Here is a 26,573-nt window from a genome sequence, read left to right on the forward strand (position 1 = left end):
CTTCGTCACTGCCAATTTCAAAAGTCCACGGCCGCTTCCGCGCCACCGGCCGTTCAGGCTGTTTCTCCCTCGCGGGAATATCGCACCAATTCCGCATAATATCCGCCTCGCCGCATCAGCTCGTGATGCGGGCCTTCTTCGGCGATCCGGCCTTCGCGCATGACCAGTATCCGGTCCGCCTCCCGGATCGTCGACAGCCGGTGGGCGATGACGATCGTCGTCCGCCCTTCGGAGACGACCTGCAGCGCATGCTGGATGAGCCGCTCCGTATGCGAGTCGAGATGAGCCGTCGCTTCGTCGAGGATCAATATTTTCGGCCGGAATACGAGAATGCGCGCGAACGAGATGAGCTGCCGCTCCCCGGCGGACAACCCGCTGCCTCGGTCGGACAAGACGGTGTCGTAGCCGTCCTTGAGCCGGCCCACCATCGCTTCCGCACCGACCAGACGGCATGCCTCGATCGCCGCTTCGCGGCTGACCTCCTCGCGGAACAACCGCACATTATCGATGATCGAGCCGGAATAGAGGAACGGGTCCTGCTGCACAAGGCCGACGATCCGGTGCAGCGTATCGAGCGGAATGCGCCGAATGTCGATGCCGTCGATGTCGACGCTGCCCGCGTTCACGTCGTAAAACCGCGTCAGCAGGCTGACGAGCGAGCTTTTGCCCGCTCCGGTCGTGCCGACGATGCCGATGAATTCACCGGGATCGATATGCAGGTCAAGATCATGCAGCACGTCCACGCCTTCGTTGTAGCCGAACCGGATCCGGTTAAAGTCGACGCGGCCGCTGACGGCGGCAATGTCGAGGTGCTTCTCCGTCCCCGGCACGGGATCTTGAATTTCCGGCTTCGCCGAAAAAATCCGCCATAACCGATCCATCGACACCATCGTCGATTGGAGCGTATTCCATTGCTGCGTAATTTGGTTGATCGGCTGGAAAAACTGCCGGATATAACTGATGAACGCATACAGGACGCCAAATTCCAGCCCTTTGTTCAGCACCGCCTGCCCGCCGATCCATACGACAAAAGCGACCGACATGTTGCCGAGCATGTCGAACGACCGGTTGAACAGCACCGACGCACGCACCTCGCGCAAATTTTCGCGCAAATACGACTGGTTGCGGTGCGTGAACTGGTTCATCTGCTCCTTCTCCTGATGGAACGCCTGGATAAGGCTCATGCCGGCCAAATTTTCGGCCAGAAAAGCGATCAACCGCGACAGCTGAGCGCGGGTCCGCTGATAAGCCGAGCGGATCATCTTGCGGAAAGCGATCGCGATGGCGGCGATCAGCGGGAACAGGAGCAGGCAATAGAGCGCCAGCTTCACGTCGAGCGCGAACATGAACCCGACGATCAGCAGCAGCGACAATCCGTCGCGCACGGTGCTGAGCAGCACTTGCGTAAAAAATTGGCTGATCGTCTCCGTATCGCTCGATTCGTTCGTGACCAGGCTCCCCCTTGGGTTCCGGTCGAAAAACGACATCGATTGATCCGAAATGTGGCGGAACAAATCTTTGCGCAGCCGGGCGACGATGCTTTGCCCCGCCTTTTGCAGCAAATTGGACTGCAGATACGTAAACACAAGACTGACGGCGGCAAGCAGCAAGTAAGTGAGCCCGATCGCCACCAAGGTTCCGATGCCATGCTCCCCGGCCAGCACGTTATCGTCGATGACGATTTTGACGAGCAATGGCTGCAGCAGATCCGAAGAAATGGCGAACAAAGCGCAAAACAAGACGGCCGCAAATGTCTTACGGTGCGGTTTCGCATACGACAGCAGCGTGAATATCGCTTGCTTGCGGCTTGCCGGGGTTGCCGAGGATGCGGTACCCGGCTCTTGCGAGACGCGACTACTCATCAGACTCTCCCCCTTCCTGAATCGCTTGAAGCGACGCATAATAACCGCCCTGGCGAAGCAACTCCTCATGGGTTCCGCGTTCGACGATACGCCCCGCGTCCAGCACGACGATTTCGTCCGCGTGCTTCACCGCGCTGATCCGGTGCGCGATCAGCAGCGTCGTTTTCCCTTTGCGGGACTTCCGCAAATTGGACAAAATATTCGTTTCCGTCACGGTGTCGACCGCGCTCACGCTATCGTCGAGAATCAGGATCGGCGCATCCTTGATCAGCCCGCGAGCCAATCCCGTCCGCTGCCGCTGACCTCCCGACAGCGTCAGCCCGCGCTCGCCGAGCTTTGTCTCGAATTGATCGGGAAACCCGGTAATGCTCTTGTAGATGTCCGCCTGCTTGGCAGCCGCCTCGACCTTTCCAAGGTCCGCTTGGCGGTCCGAGAAGGCGATATTGTCGCGCAGCGTCGTGCTGAACAAGAAGCCGTCCTGCGGGACGTAAGCGATTTGCGTCCGCAGACTTTCCAAGGACAGATCGAGAATATCCGTACCGCCGATGAACACCGTTCCGCGCGGCGGGTCGTAAATGCGCAGCAGCAGCTTGACGAGCGTCGTTTTGCCGCTGCCCGTCCGGCCGACGATGCCCAGCGTTTGTCCTGGACGGAGCCGAATGTCGATCTCCTCCAGCGTCTCCAGCTCGGCATCCGGATAAGCGAACGACAGCCCGCGAATGTCGATGTCCGCGTCACCCGGCTCCAGCGCCGCCGCCAGCTCCGCTTCGCGGATGTCCGGCTCCACCGCCAGCAGCCGGTTCAGCCGGTCCAGCGAAGCGCGGGAGCGCTGCATCGTGTTGATGACGTTGCCGATCTGCTGCAGCGGGTTCACGATCATGCGCAAATAAAGCGTCAGGGCGACGAAACTGCCGAGCGACAGCTCATGCCGGGCGACAAGAATGCCGCCGTACAAAATCGCGACGACAAGCGACAGCGCCCCGACGAACGGCAGCGCCGACTGGAACATGGACGACATCCGGACAAGCTTCAACTGGTTGTCTCGGATCGCGTCGACCGTTGCCCCGAACCGGCCGCGGGCGATGTCCTCGGCAGCGAACGTTTTCGTCACCTTGATCGCCCCGAACTGCTCCTCCGCCGACTCGGTCATCGCTGCAAGCGCTTCCTGAACATGCCGTGAGCGCTGGCGAATGCGCGGACCAAAAAAAACGACGAGAAACGGAATCGTCAGCAGCGGCAGCACGCATACGATCATCACGTTTAACGGAATGCCGCTCAGCGCCATCATCGCGACAACGGAAAGCAGCAGCACGCATGCGTTCGTCATCTGATTAAGTCCGTTCGCGATCGACTCGCGTACGGCGGTCACGTCGTTCATCACATAGCTCAGCAGCTTGCCGATTCCGTTCTTAGAGAAATACGCTTCGCTGAGCTGGGAGAAATGCTTGAACAACAGCTGGCGGACGTAAAACTCGAAGTTGCGGCCGGAGCGATGATTCATATATTGCCCGATGCCGAAAAAACAGCCGTACCCGACGGCAATGCCGAGCAGCAGCAAGCTGTAGGTGACGACCGCGTCTTGAGTCAGCCCCTCCCGCTGCAGCTCATCCGTGAATTCGCCGAGCACTCGCGGGTAATAGGCGTAGATCACATTCGCGGAAATCAGCAGCAAGGCCGCTAGCGCATAAACCGGCAAACGCGGGCCGATATAGCCAAGCAGCAATTTTGTTCCTTTCAACCATTCCCACATCCCGTCTACCAAGGTTAAACGGCTGGCGCCGTCCTCGTCGGCGCATCGTTTACCGAGAAATATAAGCCAAGTATAGAGTGAAACTTATACTTTCTTATATTTAAAAAAATACCTGCCACCTCACGTAAAACCGATGATACGGGATTTGATCCGGTAGATCAACTCGCATTCCCGCACGTATTTTACGGATATTGACCGGTATTCCGTATGACGAAAGTGACGCAAGCCGTATTCGGACGATTATGCCCGATTGCTCCTGATTTGAGAAACCGCAGACGCCTCGGCAAGCAGCATCAAAGCTAAACCTTGCCCGTACAAGGTCGGGAACGTCGGAACGTCATTGTACGCTTGGGTGCTTGCAAGCACCGGCGTACCTCCGGATACGCCGCGAACGGCTCCGTTCTCGCCGATTTGCGTAACGACGGCCGATACCGCCCTGTCGGCGCAGCCGATCATCGAGACCGGAACGAGTCCCATGCGTGCAGCCTTGTACAAGCCGCAGGCGATACCGGCGGAGCCCGACGTTTCCTCTACATCATCCGGACGATCCAATACGGTAGGCCATAGTCCGCTAGCGTTTTGCCTGCTTACGAGCGCTTCGGCGAGGCGGTGATACCTTTCCTTGATTTCGCTCACCGTCCCGACGTCCCCACACAGGCCCGCCGCCTCTTCCACAATCATCGGAACGGCGGCCGCATTCCACGCATTCGCCCGATTCCACCGCACCGCGGACATATGGTCGCCGGTTTCGCCGTTCCAGCCATGGTAGAGCAGGCCCGTCTCTTCATCCTGCAGGGCGCGCAGATGCAGAAGCACCTGCCGCAGCGCTTCATCCGCCAACCGGCGGTCCGACAGCAGCCGCGAAGCGCGGGCCAGGAACAGAACGGCCATAAAGACGGTGTCCGCCCATACTTGCTCGCGGAACGTCGCATTCTCCGTTACCGTATGCTCAAAAGCGCCTGTTCGCGTACGGGGAGCCTGTTCGATCATCCAAAGCGCAATTGCTTTGGTTTTCTCCGCATAAAACGGACTTCCCGTCGCCGCATGCAGCTGCGGAAAAACGGTGTACGGCGCCATCGAATTGATGACCTTCACCGTGTCCGATTGCCCGATATTACGGTTCACCCACGCTTCGACGTCCCGAAGAACGCCGGCGCCCCCGGGTGACTTCCCGTATTCCGCCGCGGCAATGATGCCGACGCCCGGGTTCCAGTCCCACTTGTCCGGGTTCATCGCCCAATCGGTCCATGCATGGTCTCCCCATTCTTCCCGCCGGCTGTGCATCATGAATGAATACACGCGGCGTGCCGCCTGTTCCAGCTCGTTCCGTTTCATTCCGGCCTCCTCCTCTTTTATATCGAAAGTTATAGAAACTTGTTGCGGTACTCGGTCGGCGTCAGGCCGAACTGCTTCTTGAAGCTCTCGCGGAAATGATCTTGGTCCGCATACCCGATCCGGTCGCATATTTCGTAAATTTTGATCGCAGGATCTTTCAGCAGCCGGGCGGCTTCCTCCATGCGGAGACGAATGACAAAATGATTGATCGTCATGCCGGTCACTTCTTTGAAAATCGCATTCAAATATTTCTCGCTAAGTCCGACCGCGGCGGCCACGTCCGACAGCGCCAATTCCTTGCGCATGTAGATTTCTTTCACATAACCGATCGCCTGCTCGACCAGCTTTTTCTTCTTTAGGCTTCCATGCCACGCCTCGGAAGACAACGTCTCTGACAGGTTCGGAAGCTTATCCTTGACGGCTTGCTCCGCCAGCGCCAGCTCCCGCCGCTCTTCCCGTTCCTTGTGCAGATCTGCGGCCGCCCGAGCAACAACGCTCGCGATCTCCGCCGGATCGATCGGCTTCAGCACGTAGTCCACGACTTGCAGCTTGATCGCTTGCCGGGCATGCTCGAACTCGTTCAATCCGGACAAAATGATGCAGCGGATGTCCGGGTAACGCTCCTTGACGACCGCAATGAGCTCCAATCCGTTCATCTTGGGCATTCCGATATCGGTCAAGATCAGGTCGGGAACCTCGCGGTCCAGCCATGCGAGCACCTCTTCCCCGTTCTCGACGGCGCCCAGCAGCGAGATTCCAAGACCTTCCCAGTCGATGGATTGCGCTAACGTTTCACGGACCGTCCTCACATCTTCCGCGATAAGCAGCTTAAACATGTGCAATCCCCCTATTCTTCATCACGGCATCATTGATCTTCGAGCGAAACGGCAGCACCGCTTCGACGCAGGTTCCTTCGCTCGCTTCCACATAACGCAAACCGAACGATTCCCCGCAATGCAGCTGGATTCTCCGGTGAACGTTCAGCGTGCCGTAGCCGGTTCCTCCGCCGCTTGATTTGCCGACGTCTTCGCCGGCCAGCATCCGGTTCATCCGATCCGCGTCGCAGCCTCGCCCGTTGTCTTGGACCCGCAGCACGATCGCCGTTCCTTCGATTCGCGCCGAAATCGCGATCCGGCAGCCGGACGTTCGATCCGCAAATCCGTGGACAATGGCGTTTTCCGCCAGCGGCTGCAGCGTAAGGTGAACGATTTGGGCGGAGAGCAGATCGTCCGGCGCTTGAATATCCACGTGAAGTTCGTTCAGCATCATGCGCTGAATATGGAGGTAGGCTTCGATTTGCTTCAGCTCCCCCTCCAAGGAAATCCACGTTTCGCCCCGGTTCAAGCCGTAACGAAAGACGTTGGCAAGGGAACGCACGATTTGGCTCGTCTCCCGATCCCCCGACAGGATTGCCCTGCAGTTGATCAAATCAAGCGTATTGTACAGAAAATGCGGGTTAATCTGGGCATGCAGCAGCTCGAGCTGAAGCTCGCGCCGTTCCATCTCCTCGGCAAACGATTTCTCGATCAAGCCGCGAATGGTGACAAGCATGGAGTCAAACTTCTGATTGAGCTCATCCACTTCGTAGATGCCCGAGTTTTGATAAGGAAGCGGTTCTTTGAACTGGACGACTTCCGGACGCTGGATGGCGGCAACGAGCCGAGTAATCGGAACGGTGACCCGCACGACGATTCGTCTGAGCCAGAATACCGCAACGAGCAAGGCAGCCGCGCCTGTGGCGGCACCGATCGCCGAGATGGCGAAGGCATACTGGGTAAAATGTTTTTCGGGCACGACGGTCAGCAGCTTCCAGCCGTTGTCCATCGTCTCGAACATGACCCGGTGCTGTTCTCCGTCGACGCTCGCGACGGACGAGCCTCGGGAGCCGGCCAAGTCGCGCACGTAGGGAAGATCGCCTACGAATTCGAGAAAACCGTACCGCTCGCTGAAGATGACCCGATTGCGCTCATCCAACAGCAGATGGTACCCCTTCTCGAGCGGAGCGCTGTCGAACACGCTCTTGATGCTGCCGGCATCCGCGCCGACGATGACCGTGCCGATGCTTCGCCCGTCCTTGATGCTCGTCTTTTTCCTCGCCGAATAAATCATGGCGGTATTTGAACGGCCCGCTTGCCCGCCCCACCAAACGGTGTTTCGTCCCCCTCGGCTCAAATCCCGAAACCATTCCTCATTCCGAATGTCGAATGATTTGAAAATTCCAGTCACCGGGACGAAATGATCCGTCGCCATCGCGTAAAGCCCGCTTCCCGGCTCCAGCACCACGGATACCATATACGATTGCTGCGCGACGTCGCGCGAACTGAAATCGTTCAGAAGCGACAACAAGCTCAAGTTTTCCAAATTCGCCTGCAGCGCAAAAAAATCGTCGACGGCTTCATAAGGTTGCTGATGGGTGCTTTCCAGCAAATTTTCGATGGATTGACTGGATAAAATAAATGCCGCCATATTGTTCATCGTGTCGAACTGATACCAGACGTTGCGATAAACAAACTTCATCGATTGTTCCGCCATCTTGGCGGTATGGTCGTTCTGCACCCGAATGAGAATATAACTCGACGCCGTCGCAAAAAGAGCGATAAAGGTGACGATCAAAGCCAAAATCGGAAGACTGAGCCTTGTCAGCAATCTGGAGCTTCCGCCCCGCTTTCGGATCCGAATATCCATCCTCTCCCCCTTTTGCCGGCGTTGCGGCAGAAGCCCCTGCCAGCCGGTGAAACAGGCCGAGGGGCTTTGCCATCTTGTACAGTTTCTTCAGGAAGGCCGCAAGCTCCTTCCGCCTCGGAACAAATTCGGCGAAAGCGGCGGTTATTTGCCCGATTTCTTCTTGAAGGATTCCTCCAGCTCGGAGAGGATTTGAGTTCCCCCCTGAGACTTCCATTTTTCGACGAAATCGTCGAATTTCTTAATGTCGCCGCCCATAATGATCTGCGTGAAAACAGAGTCTCGCATCGTATTCAGCTCCACCAGCTTGGCGATTTTGGTCGGGGAATCGAGGTAGTTGGAAGCGTCGGTAATTTGGAACTTGTTGTTGATCGCCACGTCCAGCGACTGCGAAAACCGGAGCGGAAGCGACTCTAGGTAATGCGGCCAACCTTTTAGTCCCGGAGCGAACAGATAGCTCTGAATGCCGCGGAAATTCCCGTTTTTGTCCTGCTGCGTCTGCTGATCGATCAGGTCGGTAACCGTCCTCATCTTTCCGTTTTCGATGTTGTAATCTTCGCCTTCAATGCCCCACACGGTCAGCATTTGATTTTCCGGAGACAACGAATTTTCGATAATGGCCAGCACTTTTTTCGGATCCTTCGTTTTAGCGCTGATCGCATGCATCTGGGAGAAGGGGGCGCCCGACGGAGCGACCGCCGTGCCGTCCGGACCAGCGAGCGAACCGGTCAACGTCAAATAGTTGAAAGGCTTATCGGCCTGATTCGGGAGACTTTCGTCCGCCTCCAGCTTGCCGCTTCGGATCAGCTCGTTCGTCTCTACTTGCGTATCGTAATCGTTGGCGGTGGACCACCAGCCCATCCAGGAGAACAGCTTGCCGCTGTAAAGCTTCACCCGCAGCTGTTCTTCCTTGATCGTCGCGAATTCCTTGTCGATCAGCCCTTCCGCGTACATTTTTTGCAGGAACAGAAGCGCTTCCCTCATTTTCGGATCAATGTCGTAATTGCTGAACGTTCCGTCCTTTTCCGTGAAAAATCCGGGCGTCACGCCAAAGGCGCCGAAAATATGATCGAAGGAGTTGTTGGCATATTTCGTCTGGCCGATCTGGGCCGTATAGCCGCCGAGCGGAATAACGTCCGGCTTCTCCGCTTTGATTTTCTTCAGTAGCTCGTAATATTGGTCCAGCGTTTGCGGCACGTCTGCGCCGGCGGCCTTCAAGTAATCGCTGCGCATGACCAAATTCCAGCGGTATCCGGCACCCGGTCCCCCTTGATAAGGAATCCCGTAAATTTTGCCGTTCACCTTCGCCTGCTCGAAAACCTCCTTCGGCACTTCCTTCATAATGTTGGGCGTATCCTTCTCGTTGATCAAATCGGTCAGGTCGACAAAAGCTCCCTGCTGGGCATATTTCTGAAAGTCGTCGGCAAAATCGATTCGGACGACGTCGGGAATGTCGCTGCTCGACATTTTTAAATTAAGCTTCGTCTTGTACTGCTGCACATCGACCATTTCGGGCACGATCTTGATGCCGAGCTTCGCCTCGATCGCTTGCTTGATCACGTCTTTCGAAGGATCGTATGGCTTGGAAATGTCTTGCGCCTTCAGCCATTTGAGCTCGTACGGCTTTTCCGGCTGAGACGATGTCGATTCGGGGGACGTTCCGCCTGACGACGGTGCGGGAGACCCGCTTTCTGCTTCGTTGCTTTTGCCGCACCCCGTAACTATCACGATTCCGGCCAATACGGCGGCCAGCACGCCATGCGACCACCTTTTCGCTGCTTTGGACATAAACAATGGAGACCTCCTTGATTTATATTCATTGTATATTTACCCCTAGGGGATAAACCATGAGGAAATCAATCGCGTGCCTGCACTTATCCTGGCGTTTACCTTGCGCTTATCCTTTCACCGATCCGATCAGCATGCCTTGCTCGAAATATTTTTGAATGAACGGATACACAATCAGCATCGGCAAAGCTACGATCACGATCGCGGCCATCTGAATGCCCACCGTTGGCGGCGGCGTCGAACCGGCCGCTTCCAGCAGCTCAGGCGGAAGGCTTGAGCTCGCGATAATGGTTCGAAGCACGAGCTGCACGGGCGCTTTGTGCCAATCGGTCACATACAGCAGTGCATTGAAGAAATCGTTCCAATAAACGACCAAGTAGAGCAGGCCGATGGTGGCGATTACCGGCATCGACAAAGGGAGCACGACTCGCCACAAGACGGTTACCTCGGACGCTCCGTCGATGGAGGCGGATTCCTTGAGGCTCTCGGGAATACCTTCGAAAAACGATTTCATGATGATCATGTTGAAAGCGCTGTACGCCATGACCAAAATAAGAACGTAATCGGTGTTCAGCAATCCGAGATTTTTGACGGTAATATAAGTCGGGATCATCCCGCCCTTGAACAGCATCGTCAAGACGAAGATCATCATCAGAAACCGACGGCCGGGCAATTTCTTCTCCGCCAGCGCATAAGCGGACGTCGCGGTGAGAAACAGCGCCAGCAGCACGCCCCCTGCCGTATTGCGGATCGTATTCCCGTATGCGCCGTAGATGAGCGAGCCTTTCTTCAGCAGGTAGGCGTAGTATTGAAAGCTGAAGGAGTCCGGATACAGGACCAACCCGTTCTTCTCGCTGAACACGGAGTAAGGCGTAACCGAAACGGTAATCACGTACCAGAAAGGCACGATAATGATCAGGGTCAAGACGGTCAGAACGACATAGTTGGTTGTAACGAAGACGCTTTCGCCTCTCGTGAGTTTCATGGCTAACGCTTCCCCTTCATCAGAAAATACCGGAATCGTTGATTCGCTTGGCGATATGGTTGGCGATCAGCACCATCGCGAGCCCGATGATTCCTTTGACGACGTCCGCCGCCGCCGCAAGGCTGAGGCTAAACTGCTCGATGCCTACGCGGTAAATGTAAGTATCGAGAATGTCCCCCACTTCGAACACCATCGGATTGTACAGATTGATGACCTGATCCAGTCCGGCGCTCATCAAGGTGCCGACTCTGAGAATGAAAACGACGACGATCGTGCCCGTAATGCCGGGTAAAGTGATGTGAACGATGCGCCCAAAGCGCGTCGCGCCATCCATAATGGCCGCCTCGTAAACTTCCGGATTTAGTCCGGCGATCGCAGCCATATAGATGATGGCGGCCCAGCCCATCTCCTTCATCGCGTCGGTGACGACAAGGATCGTGCGGAAATAAGCGGGTTCGACGAGCAGGTAAGCCGGCTTTCCGCCGAACCATTCCATCATTTTGTTGATGACGCCGGTTTCCGGCGAGAGCAGCAGCGTGATGATCCCCCCGTATACGACCCAGGAAACGAACCGCGGCAAATAAACGGCGGTTTGAAGCGTCTTCTTGAACCAGACGGCGCGGATTTCGTTTAAGGCGAGCGCGAGCAGAATCGGGCACAGAAAACCGCTGATCATTTTGTACAGGCTGATCACGAGCGTGTTCACGAAGGCGTTGCGGAACATCTCGGATTCGAACAGCATCCGGAAATATTTGAGCCCCGCCCACTCGCTTCCGGAGAAGCCTTGAATGACGTTGTAGTCGGTAAAGGCGATGCTAATCCCGTATAGGGGGAGGTAATCAAAAATGAAAACCCAAGCCAAAGCGGGAAGCAGCAAAAGGTAAAGCAATTTGAATTTCCAAATCTTCCTGAACGGCTTCATGACGAGCCGCTCTTCCTTCTTGGCGCTAACGGCGGTTGCCGGCCCCATCTTTTTCCCCCTCCGATCAAGAAAGTGCTTACATTGGTTAGCTTACTTGAAATCGCAAGGGCGGAAAACCGGAGCGGAGGACAATAATACCCGGGAAAAGTCGCAAAAACCGCTATTCGGACGACCGATCATTCGAAATAATTTCGATAATTCGCCAGTACCTCTGAATATTTTTTTCTTTTTTTTGAAGGAAAATGCCGCATGTCGCCGAATACGCTTACATATCATTGTAATCGGTGGTTGCAACAAAGGAGGTGCGATCTTCAACCGCAGAGTCCGTATTACAATGAATCCAATTATGAGGAGGTCATCGAATGCGCAGGTTCAAAATTATGGTTTTGTCAATTGTATTTCTATTTGCCCAATTCATCCCGATAGGCTACATGAGCAAGCTGACCACGACCGCATTTGCGTTGGATGATGGACTGGCCCTTACCCCGCCGATGGGATGGAACAGCTGGAACAAGTTCGGGGGCAACATCGACCAGTGGAAGATTATGGGCATGGCCGATGCGATGGTGGAGAGCGGCATGAAGGATGCCGGCTATGAATACATCAACATCGACGATAATTGGATGACCGGTACGCGGGACGCGAACGGCGACCTTGTTCCGGACCCGGTAAGGTTTCCCGACGGAATTAAGGGAGTTGCCGATTATGTCCACAGCAAAGGCTTAAAGCTCGGGATCTACTCCTCCAACGGCACGAAGACCTGCATGGGGCTTCCGGCGAGCCAGGGTCATGAGGAAAGGGATGCCGCCAAGTTCGCGGAATGGGAGGTCGACTTCCTGAAGTATGACTTCTGCTATAACGAAAGATCAAGCACCTACGCGCCCGATTTGGATAAGATCACAGTATCCGACGGAACGAACGAGACGGCATACGAAGCGGAATCGCCCGATAATACAATTACCGGAAATGCAAGAATCAACGGCTCGAGGGTTGGATTTATCGGCAATAACGCCGGAGATTTAACAATGAACAAAATCACCGTACCTACAGCAGGCGATTATGCTTTAACGGTTCATTACTATAACGGGGACGCCGGCAGCAGAAATCTGTACGTCAGCGTGAACGGAAGCACGGGAGAAAAATATAGCCTGCCTTCGTCCGGGGACTGGTATGCTGTGGCATCTTACCCTATCCAAGTCACTTTGCGGCAAGGCGAAAATAAAATCAAGTTCTACAACCCGGAAGACGGCGCCGTGATTTCGGCACAGCAATACGGGGCGATGCGAGACGCATTGCAGGCTACGGGGCGCCAAATCATGTTCAGCATCTGCGAATGGGGAGCCAACAAGCCATGGTTATGGGGTCCGTCGGTCGGACACCTGTGGCGCACGACCGGCGATATTTCCGACACTTGGGATAGCATGACAAGCATACTCGACCAAAATTCGGTGCTGGCCCAGTATGCAGGGCCGGGACACTGGAATGATCCGGATATGCTCGAAGTTGGGAACGGCGGGATGACGGATACGGAATACCGTGCGCACTTCAGCTTATGGAGTATCATGGCTGCGCCTCTCCTTGCAGGCAACGATATTAGCAACATGACGGAGGCTACAAAGGAAATCCTGCTGAACAAAGAAGTTATCGCGATCGATCAGGATCCTGCAGGCATACAAGGAAGCAAAATCCGCGACGACGGAGACTATGAAGTATGGGTCAAACCGCTGTCTAACGGAGACAAGGCCGTGTTGTTCTTTAACCGGAGCCAGTCATCGACAACGATGAATTTGAACATCAGTGACCTTGGCTTAAACGATGCTTCTGTATACATCGTGCGCGACTTATGGGAGCACAGTGAAAGCGCAACAGCTAACCTCATTAGTGCTGTCGTGCCGTCACATGGGGCAGCCATGTTCCGAGTCCATCCAGGCACGCCGAATATGGCTCAGCCGGCGGCGGATCTTGCCATAACGACTGACAACTATGTTGAAGCAGGCCAACAAAGCAAGGTGACGATTACATTAACGAATAACGGCAGGAATCCTATAAAGGATGTTGCGATCAAACTCCAAACCCCTGACGGATGGGGAGTTCATACCGCTTCACCAACCACAATTAAAAATCTGCCTCCAGGCAAGTCGAATACGATGACGTGGGACGTCACAGTACCTAGCAATGCAAATCCGGCATTATATAACATCGATGCCAAAGCAACTTTTGTTTACGGGGGGCAGAAACTCCCGGGACAAAAACAGGTAAAAAGCCAGATTCATGTGTTCGCAGCTCCACCGTCAACGGATGCCTATCTGAGCGATATGAGCTGGCATGAATCCACAAACGGATGGGGTCCTGTCGAAAAAGATCGCAGTAATGGAGAGTCCGCTTCAGGGGACGGAAACATCATAACCATCAACGGTACGACTTATGAAAAAGGGCTCGGAGCACACGCGGAATCCGCTATATCCTATTACGTCGGAGGTAAGTTCTCCAAATTCATTGCCGACGTTGGCATCGATGATGAAGTCGGAAACAACGGTTCCGTCACGTTTCAAGTTTGGGCGGATGGAAATAAGATCTATGAGAGCGGGGTTATAACAGGCAGTTCACCGGCAGAGCCTATCGATGTCGATATAACCGGGGCAAAAATCCTTAAGCTCGTCGTCACAAATGCCGCCGACAATAACGGTTACGACCATGCAGACTGGGGCGGCGCCAAGATTATCTATAACGCTAATCCATAACGCATCTTAGGAAAAAAGCTGACGGGTTCTTTGACCTTCGAGTTCATCGCAGCTTAAGCCGCATAAACCAGCTTGACCATTTTTCATTGCATTACGTGCAATGGAATCCTTTGAAATGACGAAAATACAGCCTCTCCATTGCAAAATGTGCAATCACAATCGCATATTTTTTGGTAATACCCAGTGGCCGTAATTTCCGTTGTACGAAGTACAATGGAGTGAACCCAATCTTGCACCACGCCCGTTATCCATTGCACAAAATACAATGGAACTTCTACAGTTTTGAGTACGACGCAGCTTATCAGAAACCTCCGACCGCAGGCCAGAAACCGCTGTCGGAGGTTTCCCTGCCTCGGATTTGCTTTACCGGACCGAAGATGAATTGACCGCGTACTTGCGGATGTTTTTGCTTGGCAAAGAAAGCTCTCTATCATCTCCAAGCTTTAACGAATAAACTATCTTAGCGTTAAAAAAAGCGCCCCGAAGGGCGCTTTTTATGTTAAGTCATGGACTTATGTTAGGTGGCGAACTTATGTTAAGTCATGGACTTATGCTAGGTGGCGGAGATTGCCGCGACGTTCGGTACGGTAAATTGCGCTTGCTCCACCCAGGTGCCGGTCGTAAAATCACGGCCCCTTACAAGCACGTGATCCGGATATACTTCGACGTAGTAGCCTTCGCTGCCTGCGAGTTCAACGTCTTCGTCCGTCCATAAGTATGCCACCGAGCTGGCATTAAACATCGTTGCTTTGCCATCGCCTCCGTGGATCGTATTCGGGGAACCGAATACCCAATGCGTATGGCCGGTAAATAATATCGCGTGCGGATGGCGCGCAAGGACCGCTTTCATCTCTTCGTCCTGCTTAACCCCATACCAGCCTTGAGCTTCCGAGGAGCCGGACACGGTATTCTTTAAAGGTTGATGCAGGAATACAAATTTCGGCTTGCCGTCATGCGCTTGCTCGGATAATTTGGCATCCAGCCAGGCTAGCTGATCTGCCGATAAATCCGCGAATCCATCCGTCCCGTCTTCGGTTCCGAGAAAAATAAAATGATAGCCGTTGACCCAATGATCATGATAAGCGCCGGGCATGCCGGTTTGGCCCAAGAAGTTCGCGATTCGCGCGCGCCAATCGTTAGTCGATACGTCGTGATTGCCGGAAGTCATGAGCAGTTTGGGCAATCCGGTTTTGTTCTCGTCCAAAATGCGATGCACTTCCGCATATTCCGCATCGTTGCCGGAATCGGTCAAGTCGCCGACGTGCATGATGCCGATACTGTCCGGTGCGGTCGCGGCAATGTCGCGAAGCGCCCCGGCAAAGTGGCGATTGTAGGTGTGCTCCGGGTCTGTCGTCACATGCGTGTCGGTAATGACCTGAAAGCGAATGACCGGTTGCTGCGCAGGCGTTGAATGTAAATGATCCATCTCGTTAACATCTCCCGTAATCGATTCAAATAAGCTGATCTTATGAAGGTTTTACGCTTATTTTCAACCCAACGATGCCAATGATAATGACGGTGATCCAGATCATGGACGACAGGTGCACCCGTTCATGAAAGACGAATGCGCCTACCAGCGTGATGAGCACGATCCCCACGCCTGACCAAATGGCATACGCGACGCCCACCGGAATGGAGGACAGCGCAAAATTCAAGCAGGTGAAGCTAGCGCCGTACAATACAAACATAAGAATCGAGGGCCATAACCGCGTAAAGCCGTCCGACAGCTTCATCGATACCGTTCCCGACAATTCCAGCACGATGGCCAGCGACAAAAAAATCCATCCCAAGACATTCTCACCCTTCATGTCGTTGTCCCGCGATGCGCATTTGGCGATATGCTTCGATGATGATATCAGCGTCCGGCAGTTGAACCCGGTCGCTTCCCGGGCCTATCGTCAAGCCGACCGTGACAGCCGCACCCGCCCTCTTGCCCATCGCCATGTCGCCGTTCGTATCGCCGATAACGGCTACACGGGCCGGATCAAGCCCCAGCTCCCGGCAAGCAAGGAGAAGCATATCGGGGTAAGGCTTGCCGCGTTCCACGCGATCGGTGCCTATGACGACGTCGAACAGATCGCGGATGCCCATCCACCCCAGGTGCAGCTTGGCAGGCTCCGTATCGTCCGCGGTCACGATCCCGATCGGGAGCCCGCATTCCTTGCATTGCCTTAGGAAATCGACTGCTCCCGGCAGCGGCCGAGACGGACGCTCGCGTTCGATTTCTCCGTCAGCCCACTCCTTGCACTCGCGCGCGAGAATCATCGCTTCGCCCCAGGATAGGCCGAGACGGTAAGCCTGCCAAGCGACAATGGCCAGCATATCGCCGATCGTGCCCATCGCTAGCGCACCTTTCCGGTCATAGTCGACGATACGTCCGTCAGCGTCATGAACCGTTCCCCATAGCGACGGGAATAATTCGTCCGGCAGCCCAAGCCCGCGCTCCGCGAGCCGCTCGCTGAATCGGCGGAGCATCGCCTCGCTCCAAAATCCCCATAATCCGACGAAATCGAGCAACGTTCCGTCTTTATCGAATAAAATGCCGTCTATTTCAATTTCCGTATCGTTGATCAGCAAATGCGGCATCATTGCCCTCCTCGTTTTTTTCCAAAAGTTCCACTCTTAATACTCACTTTATCTTAACACGCGCTTTTCATTTCGTTCAATATTTTTTTAACATTCAAATGATAAAAAGCACGCCGACGGATGATCTGACGTAAGTGGACAAGCTCTCGATATCGCTATATAGAAACAATATTTTATCTGCATGTATTAAAAAAACTAGGTCTCCATCTCTGATGTAGAAATTTTGATTCGCTTGTGACAAAATTCAATTTTATTTGAACGATAATGACGGCTGTTGACTTTGCCCGGCTGGAACAGCAACCGAGCGGGACATTCCCGCTCGGTTGCCAAAGCCGCACATCGGTTGCCTGAATCGGTTGACTGAATCAGTTGACTAAATCCGTTCCCAATCAGTCACGCGAAAAGCTTATTTAGTTGCCCATTTTCTTATCCAATTCCTTCTGTGCCGTTTCCTTCGCTTCTTTCAGCGCCTCGGCTGCCGGGACGTTTTCGATCTGCACTTTGTCCGCGGCGATTTTGAGCGCGTCGGATATTTTGCCCCCCGTCGGATCCTCGAACGGAGAAGAAGCATGGGCCGCCTGCATAAGCGGAACTTTTGCCTGCGGGTTTTTGTCGCTGTACATAAAGATTTATTTTCAAAGGTTAACGCAAGATCAAGCGGGCTTAAAGCTTTTGTAAATCGGAAAACCTGAATGGGTTCGTCACAGGCTCCGGCATCTTGTATAATGAAAATATGAAAACTTAGGAATGACGACGAACTTTATGGCCAAGGAAGTGACTAGCGTGTCCTCTAGCGAAACGCCCCAAATATCCGAGCAAAGATCGCAGCTGCGCCGGCATGTGATCGACGCCATCGCCCAAACGATGGACTTGTACGGAGCCAACTACTCGTTCGGCCAGCTGTACGGCATTATGTTTTTTGAAGACCGGCCGATGACGCTGGATGAAATGAAAACGGAAATGAATATGAGCAAAAGCAATATGAGCTACGCCGTACGTTCGCTTATGGAATCGAAAATGGTGAGCCGGCTGGAAGAAAAACGGGACCGGCAGGACTTGTATGTCGCGGAGACGAACTTTTTCAACGCCTTCCAAAATTTTTTCACGGCGAAGCTGCAAAGGGAGATCGATGTCATGCTTGGCGCCGTAGGCGGGGTGATGCCGGAGCTGAAGGAATTGATCTTGAGCCTGGACACTCCGGAGGAAGAACGGCAGGCGTGCCTGCAGGATTTACACAAAATGCGCCATGCGGTCAAATATTACGAATGGCTGCAAACGTTCGTGGACGGCTTGCGGAACGGGCAATATTTTCAGGGGGAGCCTCCGGAGGGAAAATAGGGCTGGGTTTTCGCTTCGCAGAATAAGGATTCCGCAACTTGGCGATTCTATTGGATAGAGTTGTCAAATGGATGATTGTGAGGCGGGCGAAGCAGCATGGGCGTATTTTGGGAAGTCATCTTAAGAACGATCATCGCGTTTGCATTGATCATGATCATTGCGAGAATACTCGGCAAGCATACGATTACGCAATTGACCTATCACGATTTTGTCTCATCGATCACGCTTGGCGCCATTACCGCCAATCTTGCGTTTAATACCGGGCTAAAGTCATGGAATTTAATCGCGTCGCTCCTCACTTTTGGCGTAATTGCCTTCTTCATCGCGCTTATTTCGCTGAAAAGCCGAAAAATGAGAAAATGGTTTTCGGGCAAACCGACGATCGTGATCGAAAACGGAAAAATATTGGAGCAAAATTTAAAGAAACTAAAATTTTCGCTCGATACGTTGAACCAAGAATTGCGTGAGAAAGACGTTTTCGATATCGAAGAAGTAGAGTATGCCGTGCTGGAGTTGAACGGCAAGCTGTCTATTTTGAAGAAGCCCGAATATCGTCAGCTCACCAAAAAAGACTTATCCATCATGAGCACGGGAAAGCCCAAATTTCCAATCGAGCTGATTATGGACGGAGAAGTCATCGTAGAGAACATTAAGCAGGAAGGTTTAAGTCACGATTGGCTTTCCAATCAATTGAAAAAAAGAAGTTTGACGGTGGAAGAGGTATGTTACGCCGTCAGGGGAACAAACGGCGGTTTATATTTTGACCTGTACAAAGATAATATTAGGCACCCTATCGATACGGAATAAGACTTCCGCACAAAAAACAACGCGCACTGGGTCAGCCGACCGCGGGCGCGTTGCTTTGCATAGGTTAGTTGTTCAGCGAGTTGCAGAACGTTTCTCTGGGCAAGATTTTGCGACGGTTGCCGAATAAATTTCGAAAATAACTGGAAATCATGACGTTATTTTCGCCCACATCGCCTATTTTCGGTCCATTACATGGAAAACATGCAGTTATTTTTGGCGCTTTACCCGTTTTTCGAGAGATAGACAAAAATTAGATGCATCTTTTCCCGTTATTTCCCCCTACTCTCCCGCACCTCTCCAATTAACTACATCTTTTCCCGTTATTTTTATGCCAGCTCGCGCCTAGACAACCATCGTACCGTGCTGCGGCTGCTACGGCTGCTCCAATCGCTTCATGAACTCCTCCGCGGCGCTGTAGCCTTGCTGGCGCAAATACCAGTTGTTCGCGGCCGCTTCGATCAGCCCCGCTACATCGCGTCCCGGCTGCAGCTGGATCTCGATATGCGGGATGCGAATGTCCATGTACTCGGTATATTTCGGCTCCAGCTCCAGATCGTTGTTCAAGGCGTTGTCCTGCCATTTCGTCAGCTCGATGTCGAGCACGATGCGCGTTTCGTCCTGAAATGCGCTTCGGCCATACAGACGCGTCACATTCACAAGCCCGATGCTGCGCAGCGCGAGAAACTCTTTCGACTTGCCGTTATGCGTGCCGAGTATCGTTTCGGGACTAATCTTCTTGAGCACGACGATATCGTCCGCCACAAGCCGATGCCCTCTCCGGATAAGCGTATGGGCGGTTTCGCTTTTGCCGACGCCCGACTTCCCGCGCAGCAGGATGCCGATGCCCGCCACATTGACGCATACGCCGTGAACGGCAATTTCCTTCGCCAGCGACTTGGCCAGAAAGCTGTCGATCAAATTTATCATCTTCGATGTCGGCATCGGCGTGCGCAGCAGCGGAATGCCTTCTTCCTCGCAATATTTGGTCAAATATTTGAGCCCTTCCTGATTATGCGTCACGATAAAGCACGGCGGGTGGTATTTGACGATATTGCCGATGTGAAGATTGCGCTCGTCTTCCGTTAATGTGTGCAAATAATTAATTTCCTTGCGCCCCAGCACCTGGACGTGCGATTGCGAGAAAAATTCGAAATAGCCGACGAACTCCAATCCCGGACGGTGTACTTTGGCTTTCGTTATTTCACGATGCAGGTCCGCATTGCCGGCGATCACCTCGAGCGAGAAGCGATTGACCACATCTTGCACGGTAACGGATTTCATCGTATCCTCTCCATTCATGGCATTTTTCCAAGTTCATCACAGGTATTCGCTATGGATCTCCGATTCCCTGCCGATTCGAGCTTGATTTCGTCATCTAATATTGATTGGACGACTGGCTCGATGCTTGTACCTTCATCCAATAGGAAAAATGCTCCGTTGCATTTAAATCTATATTGAGATATTCATAGGCTGTCTGCTCATCCGTCACAACAGGGGCTGTATCCAGCTTGAAATAACCATCCGCATCCAGCGTGACTGTATAAGTCGTAATATGCTTTACCTTCGGATCCGGCCCGTTAATTTTGATCGGCAGCGTTTGTCCGGCCAGCTCCTTGAACCTACCGGCGATCGACAGCTTGCGGTCTTCCGCATAAACGGCACGCATGTATTTATCCGCCTTCTCGAACGAAGTCGGTGTCTCCGGGCGAGAAAGGATCGACGTCATTCCCTTGGTGACCAAATTGCGCAAAAACTGCAACGCTTCCGCACGCGTAATGCGGTCCTTCCCGGCATAACCTTCCACGGTCGGCGCTGTCTTGCCATTGGAATAACCCGCATCGAGAAGGAAGCGAATCGCATCGGCGTCGTTCTTATAGTTTTTCCCGTTTAATCCCGCAATCAATTGGGCGACTTCGGCGCGCGTGATTGTCGCGTTCCGCAGCTTGGCATTCGCCGCACTCTTCTCTAGGCCCAAATTCAGCACGGTTGCATAACGGTAGTACTTATCGCTCCACGCGCCGGCGCTCCATACCCCTTTTTTGTCTCCGGTCGCATCGATCTGCGCCGGCACTTTAGGATACAAATTGAACACCATGGCCAGAAATTCAGCCTCGGAAACTTGACCGTCCGGCTTGAATTTCCCTCCCTCATATCCTTTGACGATGCCCTGCTTGCGGCCCCATTCGATCGTTTCTCTGGCCCAATGGGAACGGGTGTCGGTGAAACTTTGCGAGGGCAGCACTTGCACGGTAAACGTGTACGAGCCTTCCCCTTGCCGGATTGTGATGTCCGCTTTGCCCGCGGATATGCCAACAATCTTGCCGTCCCGGATAGCGACATACGCCGAACTGGAAGTAAACTCCGCCGTCGCGGTGACGTCGAGGGAAGCGCCGCTTGTTGTGCGTACCATTACTTTTGGCAGCTTTAGCGTCTCGCCTGCTTCCAGCGAATTCGGGACGTCGTCGACCGACAACTTCGCCACCTGATCCCCTTGCGTCGAGAAGCTCCATGTTTTCGTAAATTCCGTTGCCGGAATGCCCTTCTCCACATTAAAGCTGTTTGTTTCATTGAAGCTCGCCGAGACCGTATACGTCGAATTTCCCACGAGCGGTTTTTTCGGAATAAGCAAAATCGCCTCTTCCGATCCTTTCCGTTCCGCATCAACCAAATAATAATCAATCGGCTTGCCGGCTGCATCGGTAATGGTCGCCGACTTAAAATTCAAGATATGGCTGTAAGAAGTGCTGATCGAGATCGGGTAACCGACCTGAGCACCCTCTTCGTTGTAATAGGCGAGCGGATTCGGCGTTTCGTAAGCCAGCCAGTAGGTCGGTATGCCGCTCTGCCCGTTGTACGGATAATATACGATGTCCCGGTCTTTCCATCGTTCTCCGAACTTTTTCGTTCCCGGATTGATGACCGTGTATTGGTCCGTAACTCCAATGCCTGCTTCGTCCAGATTCGGCGAAAGCAAGTCGATTCGATGAAATGGCGCGTCAATCAGCGACTGGGTCGCTTTGGAGGGAGATTCATTCGTCGGGGCTATGACCTCGCCTACGCTTACATTCGGATATCCGAATGCCTGAGCGCGGTGCGACGGCATTCCGCCGGAATAGCCTTGCTTATTTTTGTCCTCGATGTGCGTCATGCTCCCGTTCAGGGATTGATAGTTCGCGTGGGCTTGCGCAGCTTTATGCAGGCTTTCGTCGAAGCGGAGCGGTTCGAGCCCAATCGCATGACGAAGCTTGTTGATCAACTCAAGCGAGGCTTGCCGGTGCGTTTCCAACCGCTTCATATCGACGCCGGCATAAACGTCGAGCGGCGATTGCTGGACCTTCGGAGGTTCCGTCTTATAGCGCACCTGCTCCTCTACGATGACCGGAATATCAAGCGATAAATGCTGATATTTCACATGCAGTACCGTGCTGCCTACCGAAACGGAGTGAACGAGGCCGTCGGACGTTACGATGGCCACGGAAGGGTCGTCGATCGAATATGTACTGGACGCATTGACGTTCTCAGAAACGCCAAAACCTCCGATCGCATCAAAACTCGTACTGAATGTAGTTCGCAAGCCGATCCTGATTTCCTTTGTACCTGCGGTCAGCTGCGTAAACTGAGAGCTTTCTGCCGCGTAAGCGGTTTTCCCGAGCACGTCGGTTTGAACAAGCGGCACGCAAACAACCGCAATCAGCAATGCTGCGATCCGCCCGAACCGCCGGCGTTTGTTATGGAGTTGCAATCATATCATCCTTTCAATCTGTCGTCTACTCAATCATCTACCAAATCATACTACACGAACCCCTTGTTTTTGCAGACACGTTGTGGATTTTATATGAAAAAAGAGAGGCTTTTCCAGCCCCTCCGATCAAACGACTACGACCGCCGAATTTTTCCGACGTTTGGCTTGATACATCGTTTCGTCGGCATGATGGAGAAAATCTTTAAGCGAAGCATACCGTCCGCTGTCGACCACAACGCCGATGCTCACCGTCACGCCGACATGCTCACCTTCTTGTCCGAGATTCAAGCTCAATTCCCCGACTCGCGCACGGACGCGATGAGCCACTTCGCTTGCGGCAGCAGCATCGGCTCCCGGCAATACGATCGCGAATTCCTCGCCGCCCCAGCGCCCGACCGTGTCGCCGGCTCGGACATTGGCTTGGATCGTTCGGGCGACCGCAGACAATACCTCGTCTCCGGCCAAGTGGCCGAACCGCGTATTAAAGCTTTTGAAATCGTCGACGTCGATAACCGCAATCGCCAAAGCGGACATTGTACGGCGGGCAAGAGCGAACTCCCGATCCAGCCTCCGGAACAAGTATCTCCGGTTATATAGCCGGGTCATGTCGTCCATCATGCTTTTTTCATACCAATGAACGCACGCCGCCATCAACACCGCACAGAAGACCGCGCCGAGTACTACGGTCAACAATTTGCCCCAAGCCCCGGTCCGGGCTTCAATCTCATGGACGGCCACCATGAATGCGCTCCCCGTGATCGCGCCGATACCAACAAAATGAGGAAGACGCGTCTTCCTCATCACGCTTATTCCTCAACCCGGTCATATTTGCGCAGCAAATCCGACAACGCTTCGCGCAGCAGCACCGATTCCTTCTTCTTAAGCTTGTCCGCCAAAGATTTGAGCCGCTTGACCATCGTCGCCGGGTAATAACACGATTTCATGATCATATCCTCGTTCGGCGGCAGCGAAACCTGATTGCGCCCCGCTTCCTTCGCCGACATGAGCGCCGCGTTCGCCGCCCGCATCAGCGACGCCTCGTCCTTCGCATCCCTCGGGTACTGCGCGACGCCGATCGTGATGCTCACATCCGACACGACGCCGGCGGGCAGCTGGTACTTCCCCTGCGAATCGTACACCTGCCCCCGCAGCCCTTCCATGAGCAGAAACAGCTGCTCCAGGCTGCTGCCGGGCATCAACACCGCGAACTCGTCGCCCGATACGCGGTAAGCCTCCGCATCCGCGCAATATTCCTTCATAACCGAAGATATCCCCTGCAGCACCCGATCCCCTGCCTCATGGCCGAGCTGTTCGTTGATTTCCAGAAAGTGATCGATGTCCAGCAAGGCAAGCCCGACGCTGTCTTCGCTTTTGAACGCTTGCTTGAGGGCAAGCTCCAGCGCCCCCCCATTTTTCAACCCGGTCAAGCTATCGATATGTTCTTGCATGATATTTATCCTCCTATGTATTTATATATACAATATTATATATATAAATTCGCAATATACAATAGCTTGCATGGAAAAATAAAAAACGCACGCTTCCTCGTCGAAGCATGCGTTTACGTTATATTTGCGCGAAGGGTTATTGTTTTTTCGGCTCATTGTAGCCCTTGTCCCCGTATGGCTGCACTTTGTCCAGCCACTTGTCCTTTAGCTTTTTCAGGGCATCTTTCTCGTCATAGAACTCCGACTTGTTGTCCTTCTCCAGCTGCTCCAGCACCTCGACGACAAATGCGTCCTTGCCGTATTCCTTCCAATCCTGCTGCAAGCTCTTTACGGCATGGGAGCCCATTTCCAAAGTAAACAGCTGCCCGTTGACCGATTTCAAATTGCGGCTCGCCTCAATAAATACTTTGCCATTGACCGTATTTCGGATTTGATAAACGCCGGCCTGCGTTTTAATTTCTTTCGCTTGCTGCTTTAATTCCTCGCGTCGGCTCACGCCGCCCGCCTCCTTTCCATTCTCGTCGTTCAGCCAGTACCGGCTCCCGTCCTCCACCCGATTCATGAAGCTGTAGTCAACCAAGCTTCGGCGGATCACCGCGTAGTCGTCGAACACTTCTTCCAGAATCGCGTTAACTTCCTTCTCGGAATAATTCCGTTTCGTCTCGAAATATTTGACGATTTCGCCAAGTACGATCCGTTTATGCTTCTCTTTGGCCGGAAAGCTCTTCAAGGAACTTTCGGCCCCGCTCTCAAAATATTTGGCAATCACTTTCTCGTGCTCCGCAGCCGCAGCGTCCACGCCTTTATTCACACGTCCGGCCTTACCTGCACCGGAGCTCGCCGGCGTGTGTTTATCCTTTTCCCGCAGGAGCTCCATCATCGCCAGAAACACCTTCGCCTGCCGTTCCTTCTCCTTGAGCACGAACCGGTGGTTGCGGATCGTCGATGTGCTGCCCGTGCCAAGCGCCTGTTGGACTTCAAGGTCGCTCTTGCCTTGGTAGAACAGCTCCAGCAAATTGCGCTGGATGTCGGTCAAACCGGTAATGCTTTTGTCCTGTGCGGCCAAAAACTGAAATGCGGAGCCGTGCTCCTGCTCAATGTGCAGCTTCGTATATTTGATCGCTTCATACAGCTTGCCGTCCACCGGATACACGATCCCTTTCTCAACCGCAAGGCCGCAGCACAAGCACACGTACTGCTCCTCCTGCTCCACGTAACCGCGCTTCAGCTCCTCCAAAGTTGCGAACGCGACCCAATCCGTTGTTTTCACTCAAACACCTTCTATATTTGATTGTTTATATATAGACATTATATTAATTTGTTTGCTTAATGTCAATGAACTTTCGTACTCGCAATATGCTGATGCAGCTTGACAATACGCAGCTGCTTCAACTATAATTTACAAAAATAAACATCCCGCTTACGAAGGAAGCACCCGTAAGACTGGCGTCGTCACGCCTTTCTTGCAGGTGCTTTTTTGCTTTGTTCCGGCGATGTATATTTTTTAAATCCAAATTCGAAGGAGGAATTCATGATGTACCGGATCCGAAAATCTTTTGTTGTGCTTGCGGCTCTGCTTGTTGCGATAACTTGCACCGCCGCATTGCCGTCCGCCGCTGTCGCCGCGACGTACGCGCTGACGCCAACGGCCAAAACCGCTTTCGACAAAATGACGGCGGCGGCGGACTTGTCGCAGCGGAACAAGCTGAACGCACAGTATGGCGACTTGCAGAGCGTTCAAGAGCAGGACCGCAAGTGGGACAGTTCGATTGCAGCACAGCATGCATCCAATGAAGAAGCCCAGAAAGCGGTGCGGCAAAGCATCAAGAAGATTGACGAAGCCAAGCTCGCCAAGCTGGCAAGTGACGTGACCCGTACGAAGGAACACTACAAACCGTTGTTCGCGCTATACAAGTCGATCAATGAGAAGATCGACGCCGCCAAGCTGCTGAAAGACAAAGACTTGAACGCGCTGCTGCGCGCCCAGGCTGAGCCGACGAAAATCGCCGTCCAGCTGGCGCGGGAGGATATTCGCTCGAAGGAGCAAGCGCTCAAGAACGCCAAGGACGCGGTGGCCAGAACGGCAAAAGCGGTCCGCGATACGCTCGCGGCGATCGAGCCGCTCAAGGCGCAAATCAAAGCGCAAAAAAGCGCGCTCGACGTGCCGAAGAAACGTCTGCCTCTGGAGTGGAAAGACTTTACCGGCAAAGTGAAAAAAAGCGACGCCAAAGGCTCGTCGGAAGCTTTATCGGCCGTCGTCGCTTCGACACGGCAAGTGATCGAGCGCAAGCAAGCGATTCATTCGCTCGAGAAGAAGATCGCGGACGTTATTCTCAAAGCGAAAGCGCAAATTCCGGCGGTCAAGTGAACCGGGTTCGCTCCTTGTGGGCGGTGTGGCGTTGCATGACGGCGGCAGCATCTTCCTGAGGAGACTGAACGGAGCGGATTTTTCACGGCGTTAATGATGGATGCCGCTAAACGTTAACGTCATCCATCATCAGCCCCCAATTTGCAGATCAGCACAAAAAGATCGCCGACTGACCGGCTCATGGCCAGTGTCGGCGATCTTCCCTATTCCGATATCGTC

General features: G+C 53.6%; 20 protein-coding genes and 1 pseudogene. 4 read left to right on the forward strand and 17 right to left on the reverse strand.

Annotation, left to right across the window (positions count from 1 at the left end):
• Positions 1-53: 53 nt before the first annotated feature.
• The 8 genes from AC0LWM_RS06230 to AC0LWM_RS06265 form a co-directional block, all read right to left on the reverse strand.
• A complete protein-coding gene (locus tag AC0LWM_RS06230) occupies positions 54-1,862 on the reverse strand; it encodes an ABC transporter ATP-binding protein (protein WP_474674049.1) in 1,809 nt (602 codons plus the stop codon).
• The gene (locus AC0LWM_RS06235) at positions 1,855-3,600 is read right to left on the reverse strand and encodes an ABC transporter ATP-binding protein (protein WP_474674050.1); all 1,746 of its coding nucleotides are present in this window, start codon (positions 3,598-3,600) and stop codon (positions 1,855-1,857) included. The genes AC0LWM_RS06230 and AC0LWM_RS06235 overlap by 8 nt, the downstream gene beginning before the upstream one ends.
• Before the next feature lie 252 nt (positions 3,601-3,852).
• Positions 3,853-4,947, reverse strand: coding sequence for a glycoside hydrolase family 88 protein (locus tag AC0LWM_RS06240; RefSeq protein WP_474674051.1), 1,095 nt, complete (start codon positions 4,945-4,947; stop codon positions 3,853-3,855).
• A 29-nt stretch (positions 4,948-4,976) separates the two neighbouring features.
• The gene (locus AC0LWM_RS06245) at positions 4,977-5,783 is read right to left on the reverse strand and encodes a response regulator transcription factor (protein ID WP_474674052.1); all 807 of its coding nucleotides are present in this window, start codon (positions 5,781-5,783) and stop codon (positions 4,977-4,979) included.
• Positions 5,776-7,632 (reverse strand): cache domain-containing sensor histidine kinase, encoded by a 1,857-nt coding sequence (locus AC0LWM_RS06250; RefSeq protein ID WP_474674053.1) that lies wholly within the window; start codon positions 7,630-7,632, stop codon positions 5,776-5,778. The genes AC0LWM_RS06245 and AC0LWM_RS06250 overlap by 8 nt, the downstream gene beginning before the upstream one ends.
• Positions 7,633-7,773: 141 nt before the next feature.
• The gene (locus AC0LWM_RS06255) at positions 7,774-9,417 is read right to left on the reverse strand and encodes an extracellular solute-binding protein (RefSeq protein ID WP_474674054.1); all 1,644 of its coding nucleotides are present in this window, start codon (positions 9,415-9,417) and stop codon (positions 7,774-7,776) included.
• Between the two features lie 109 nt (positions 9,418-9,526).
• Positions 9,527-10,402: a carbohydrate ABC transporter permease gene (locus AC0LWM_RS06260; RefSeq protein ID WP_474674055.1), complete on the reverse strand. Its 876-nt coding sequence runs from the start codon at positions 10,400-10,402 to the stop codon at positions 9,527-9,529.
• A 19-nt stretch (positions 10,403-10,421) separates the two neighbouring features.
• The gene (locus tag AC0LWM_RS06265; RefSeq protein WP_474674056.1) at positions 10,422-11,372 is read right to left on the reverse strand and encodes an ABC transporter permease; all 951 of its coding nucleotides are present in this window, start codon (positions 11,370-11,372) and stop codon (positions 10,422-10,424) included.
• Positions 11,373-11,686: 314 nt separating this feature from the next.
• On the opposite strand from AC0LWM_RS06265, the gene AC0LWM_RS06270 reads away from it, so the two are divergent.
• Positions 11,687-14,065, forward strand: coding sequence for an NPCBM/NEW2 domain-containing protein (locus tag AC0LWM_RS06270; protein WP_474674057.1), 2,379 nt, complete (start codon positions 11,687-11,689; stop codon positions 14,063-14,065).
• 553 nt (positions 14,066-14,618) lie between these two features.
• Here AC0LWM_RS06270 and AC0LWM_RS06275 read toward each other — a convergent pair.
• From AC0LWM_RS06275 to AC0LWM_RS06290, 4 genes and pseudogenes are all read right to left on the reverse strand, one after another.
• A complete protein-coding gene (locus AC0LWM_RS06275) occupies positions 14,619-15,491 on the reverse strand; it encodes a metallophosphoesterase family protein (protein ID WP_474674058.1) in 873 nt (290 codons plus the stop codon).
• 40 nt (positions 15,492-15,531) lie between these two features.
• On the reverse strand, positions 15,532-15,873 hold the full coding sequence (locus tag AC0LWM_RS06280; protein WP_474674059.1) for a DMT family transporter: 342 nt from the start codon (positions 15,871-15,873) through the stop codon (positions 15,532-15,534).
• Positions 15,863-16,651 carry an HAD family hydrolase gene (locus AC0LWM_RS06285; protein WP_474674060.1) on the reverse strand — a complete coding sequence of 263 codons (789 nt, stop codon included), beginning with the start codon at positions 16,649-16,651 and terminating at the stop codon, positions 15,863-15,865. Before AC0LWM_RS06285 ends, AC0LWM_RS06280 begins: the two co-directional genes overlap by 11 nt.
• A 410-nt stretch (positions 16,652-17,061) precedes the next feature.
• Positions 17,062-17,271: pseudogene (locus tag AC0LWM_RS06290) on the reverse strand (ABC transporter substrate-binding protein); the annotation flags it as partial.
• 142 nt (positions 17,272-17,413) lie between these two features.
• Between AC0LWM_RS06290 and AC0LWM_RS06295 the strand changes: the two are divergent.
• Positions 17,414-17,989 (forward strand): GbsR/MarR family transcriptional regulator, encoded by a 576-nt coding sequence (locus AC0LWM_RS06295; RefSeq protein ID WP_474674212.1) that lies wholly within the window; start codon positions 17,414-17,416, stop codon positions 17,987-17,989.
• A gap of 96 nt (positions 17,990-18,085) precedes the next feature.
• On the forward strand, positions 18,086-18,796 hold the full coding sequence (locus tag AC0LWM_RS06300; RefSeq protein WP_474674061.1) for a DUF421 domain-containing protein: 711 nt from the start codon (positions 18,086-18,088) through the stop codon (positions 18,794-18,796).
• A 372-nt stretch (positions 18,797-19,168) separates the two neighbouring features.
• Here the strand turns inward: AC0LWM_RS06300 and hprK are convergent, their stop codons facing one another.
• From hprK to AC0LWM_RS06325, 5 genes are all read right to left on the reverse strand, one after another.
• Positions 19,169-20,077: an HPr(Ser) kinase/phosphatase gene (gene hprK, locus AC0LWM_RS06305; protein WP_474674062.1), complete on the reverse strand. Its 909-nt coding sequence runs from the start codon at positions 20,075-20,077 to the stop codon at positions 19,169-19,171.
• A 94-nt stretch (positions 20,078-20,171) separates the two neighbouring features.
• A complete protein-coding gene (locus AC0LWM_RS06310; protein WP_474674063.1) occupies positions 20,172-22,538 on the reverse strand; it encodes a CAP and S-layer homology domain-containing protein in 2,367 nt (788 codons plus the stop codon).
• A 126-nt stretch (positions 22,539-22,664) separates the two neighbouring features.
• On the reverse strand, positions 22,665-23,339 hold the full coding sequence (locus AC0LWM_RS06315; RefSeq protein ID WP_474674064.1) for a GGDEF domain-containing protein: 675 nt from the start codon (positions 23,337-23,339) through the stop codon (positions 22,665-22,667).
• A 5-nt stretch (positions 23,340-23,344) separates the two neighbouring features.
• Positions 23,345-23,986: a GGDEF domain-containing protein gene (locus AC0LWM_RS06320; protein WP_474674065.1), complete on the reverse strand. Its 642-nt coding sequence runs from the start codon at positions 23,984-23,986 to the stop codon at positions 23,345-23,347.
• Positions 23,987-24,122: 136 nt separating this feature from the next.
• A complete protein-coding gene (locus AC0LWM_RS06325) occupies positions 24,123-25,256 on the reverse strand; it encodes a DUF2087 domain-containing protein (protein WP_474674066.1) in 1,134 nt (377 codons plus the stop codon).
• 264 nt (positions 25,257-25,520) lie between these two features.
• On the opposite strand from AC0LWM_RS06325, the gene AC0LWM_RS06330 reads away from it, so the two are divergent.
• On the forward strand, positions 25,521-26,354 hold the full coding sequence (locus tag AC0LWM_RS06330; RefSeq protein WP_474674067.1) for a hypothetical protein: 834 nt from the start codon (positions 25,521-25,523) through the stop codon (positions 26,352-26,354).
• The last annotated feature ends 219 nt before the right edge of the window (positions 26,355-26,573 follow it).

This window comes from Paenibacillus sp. sgz302148, from assembly GCF_056120465.1.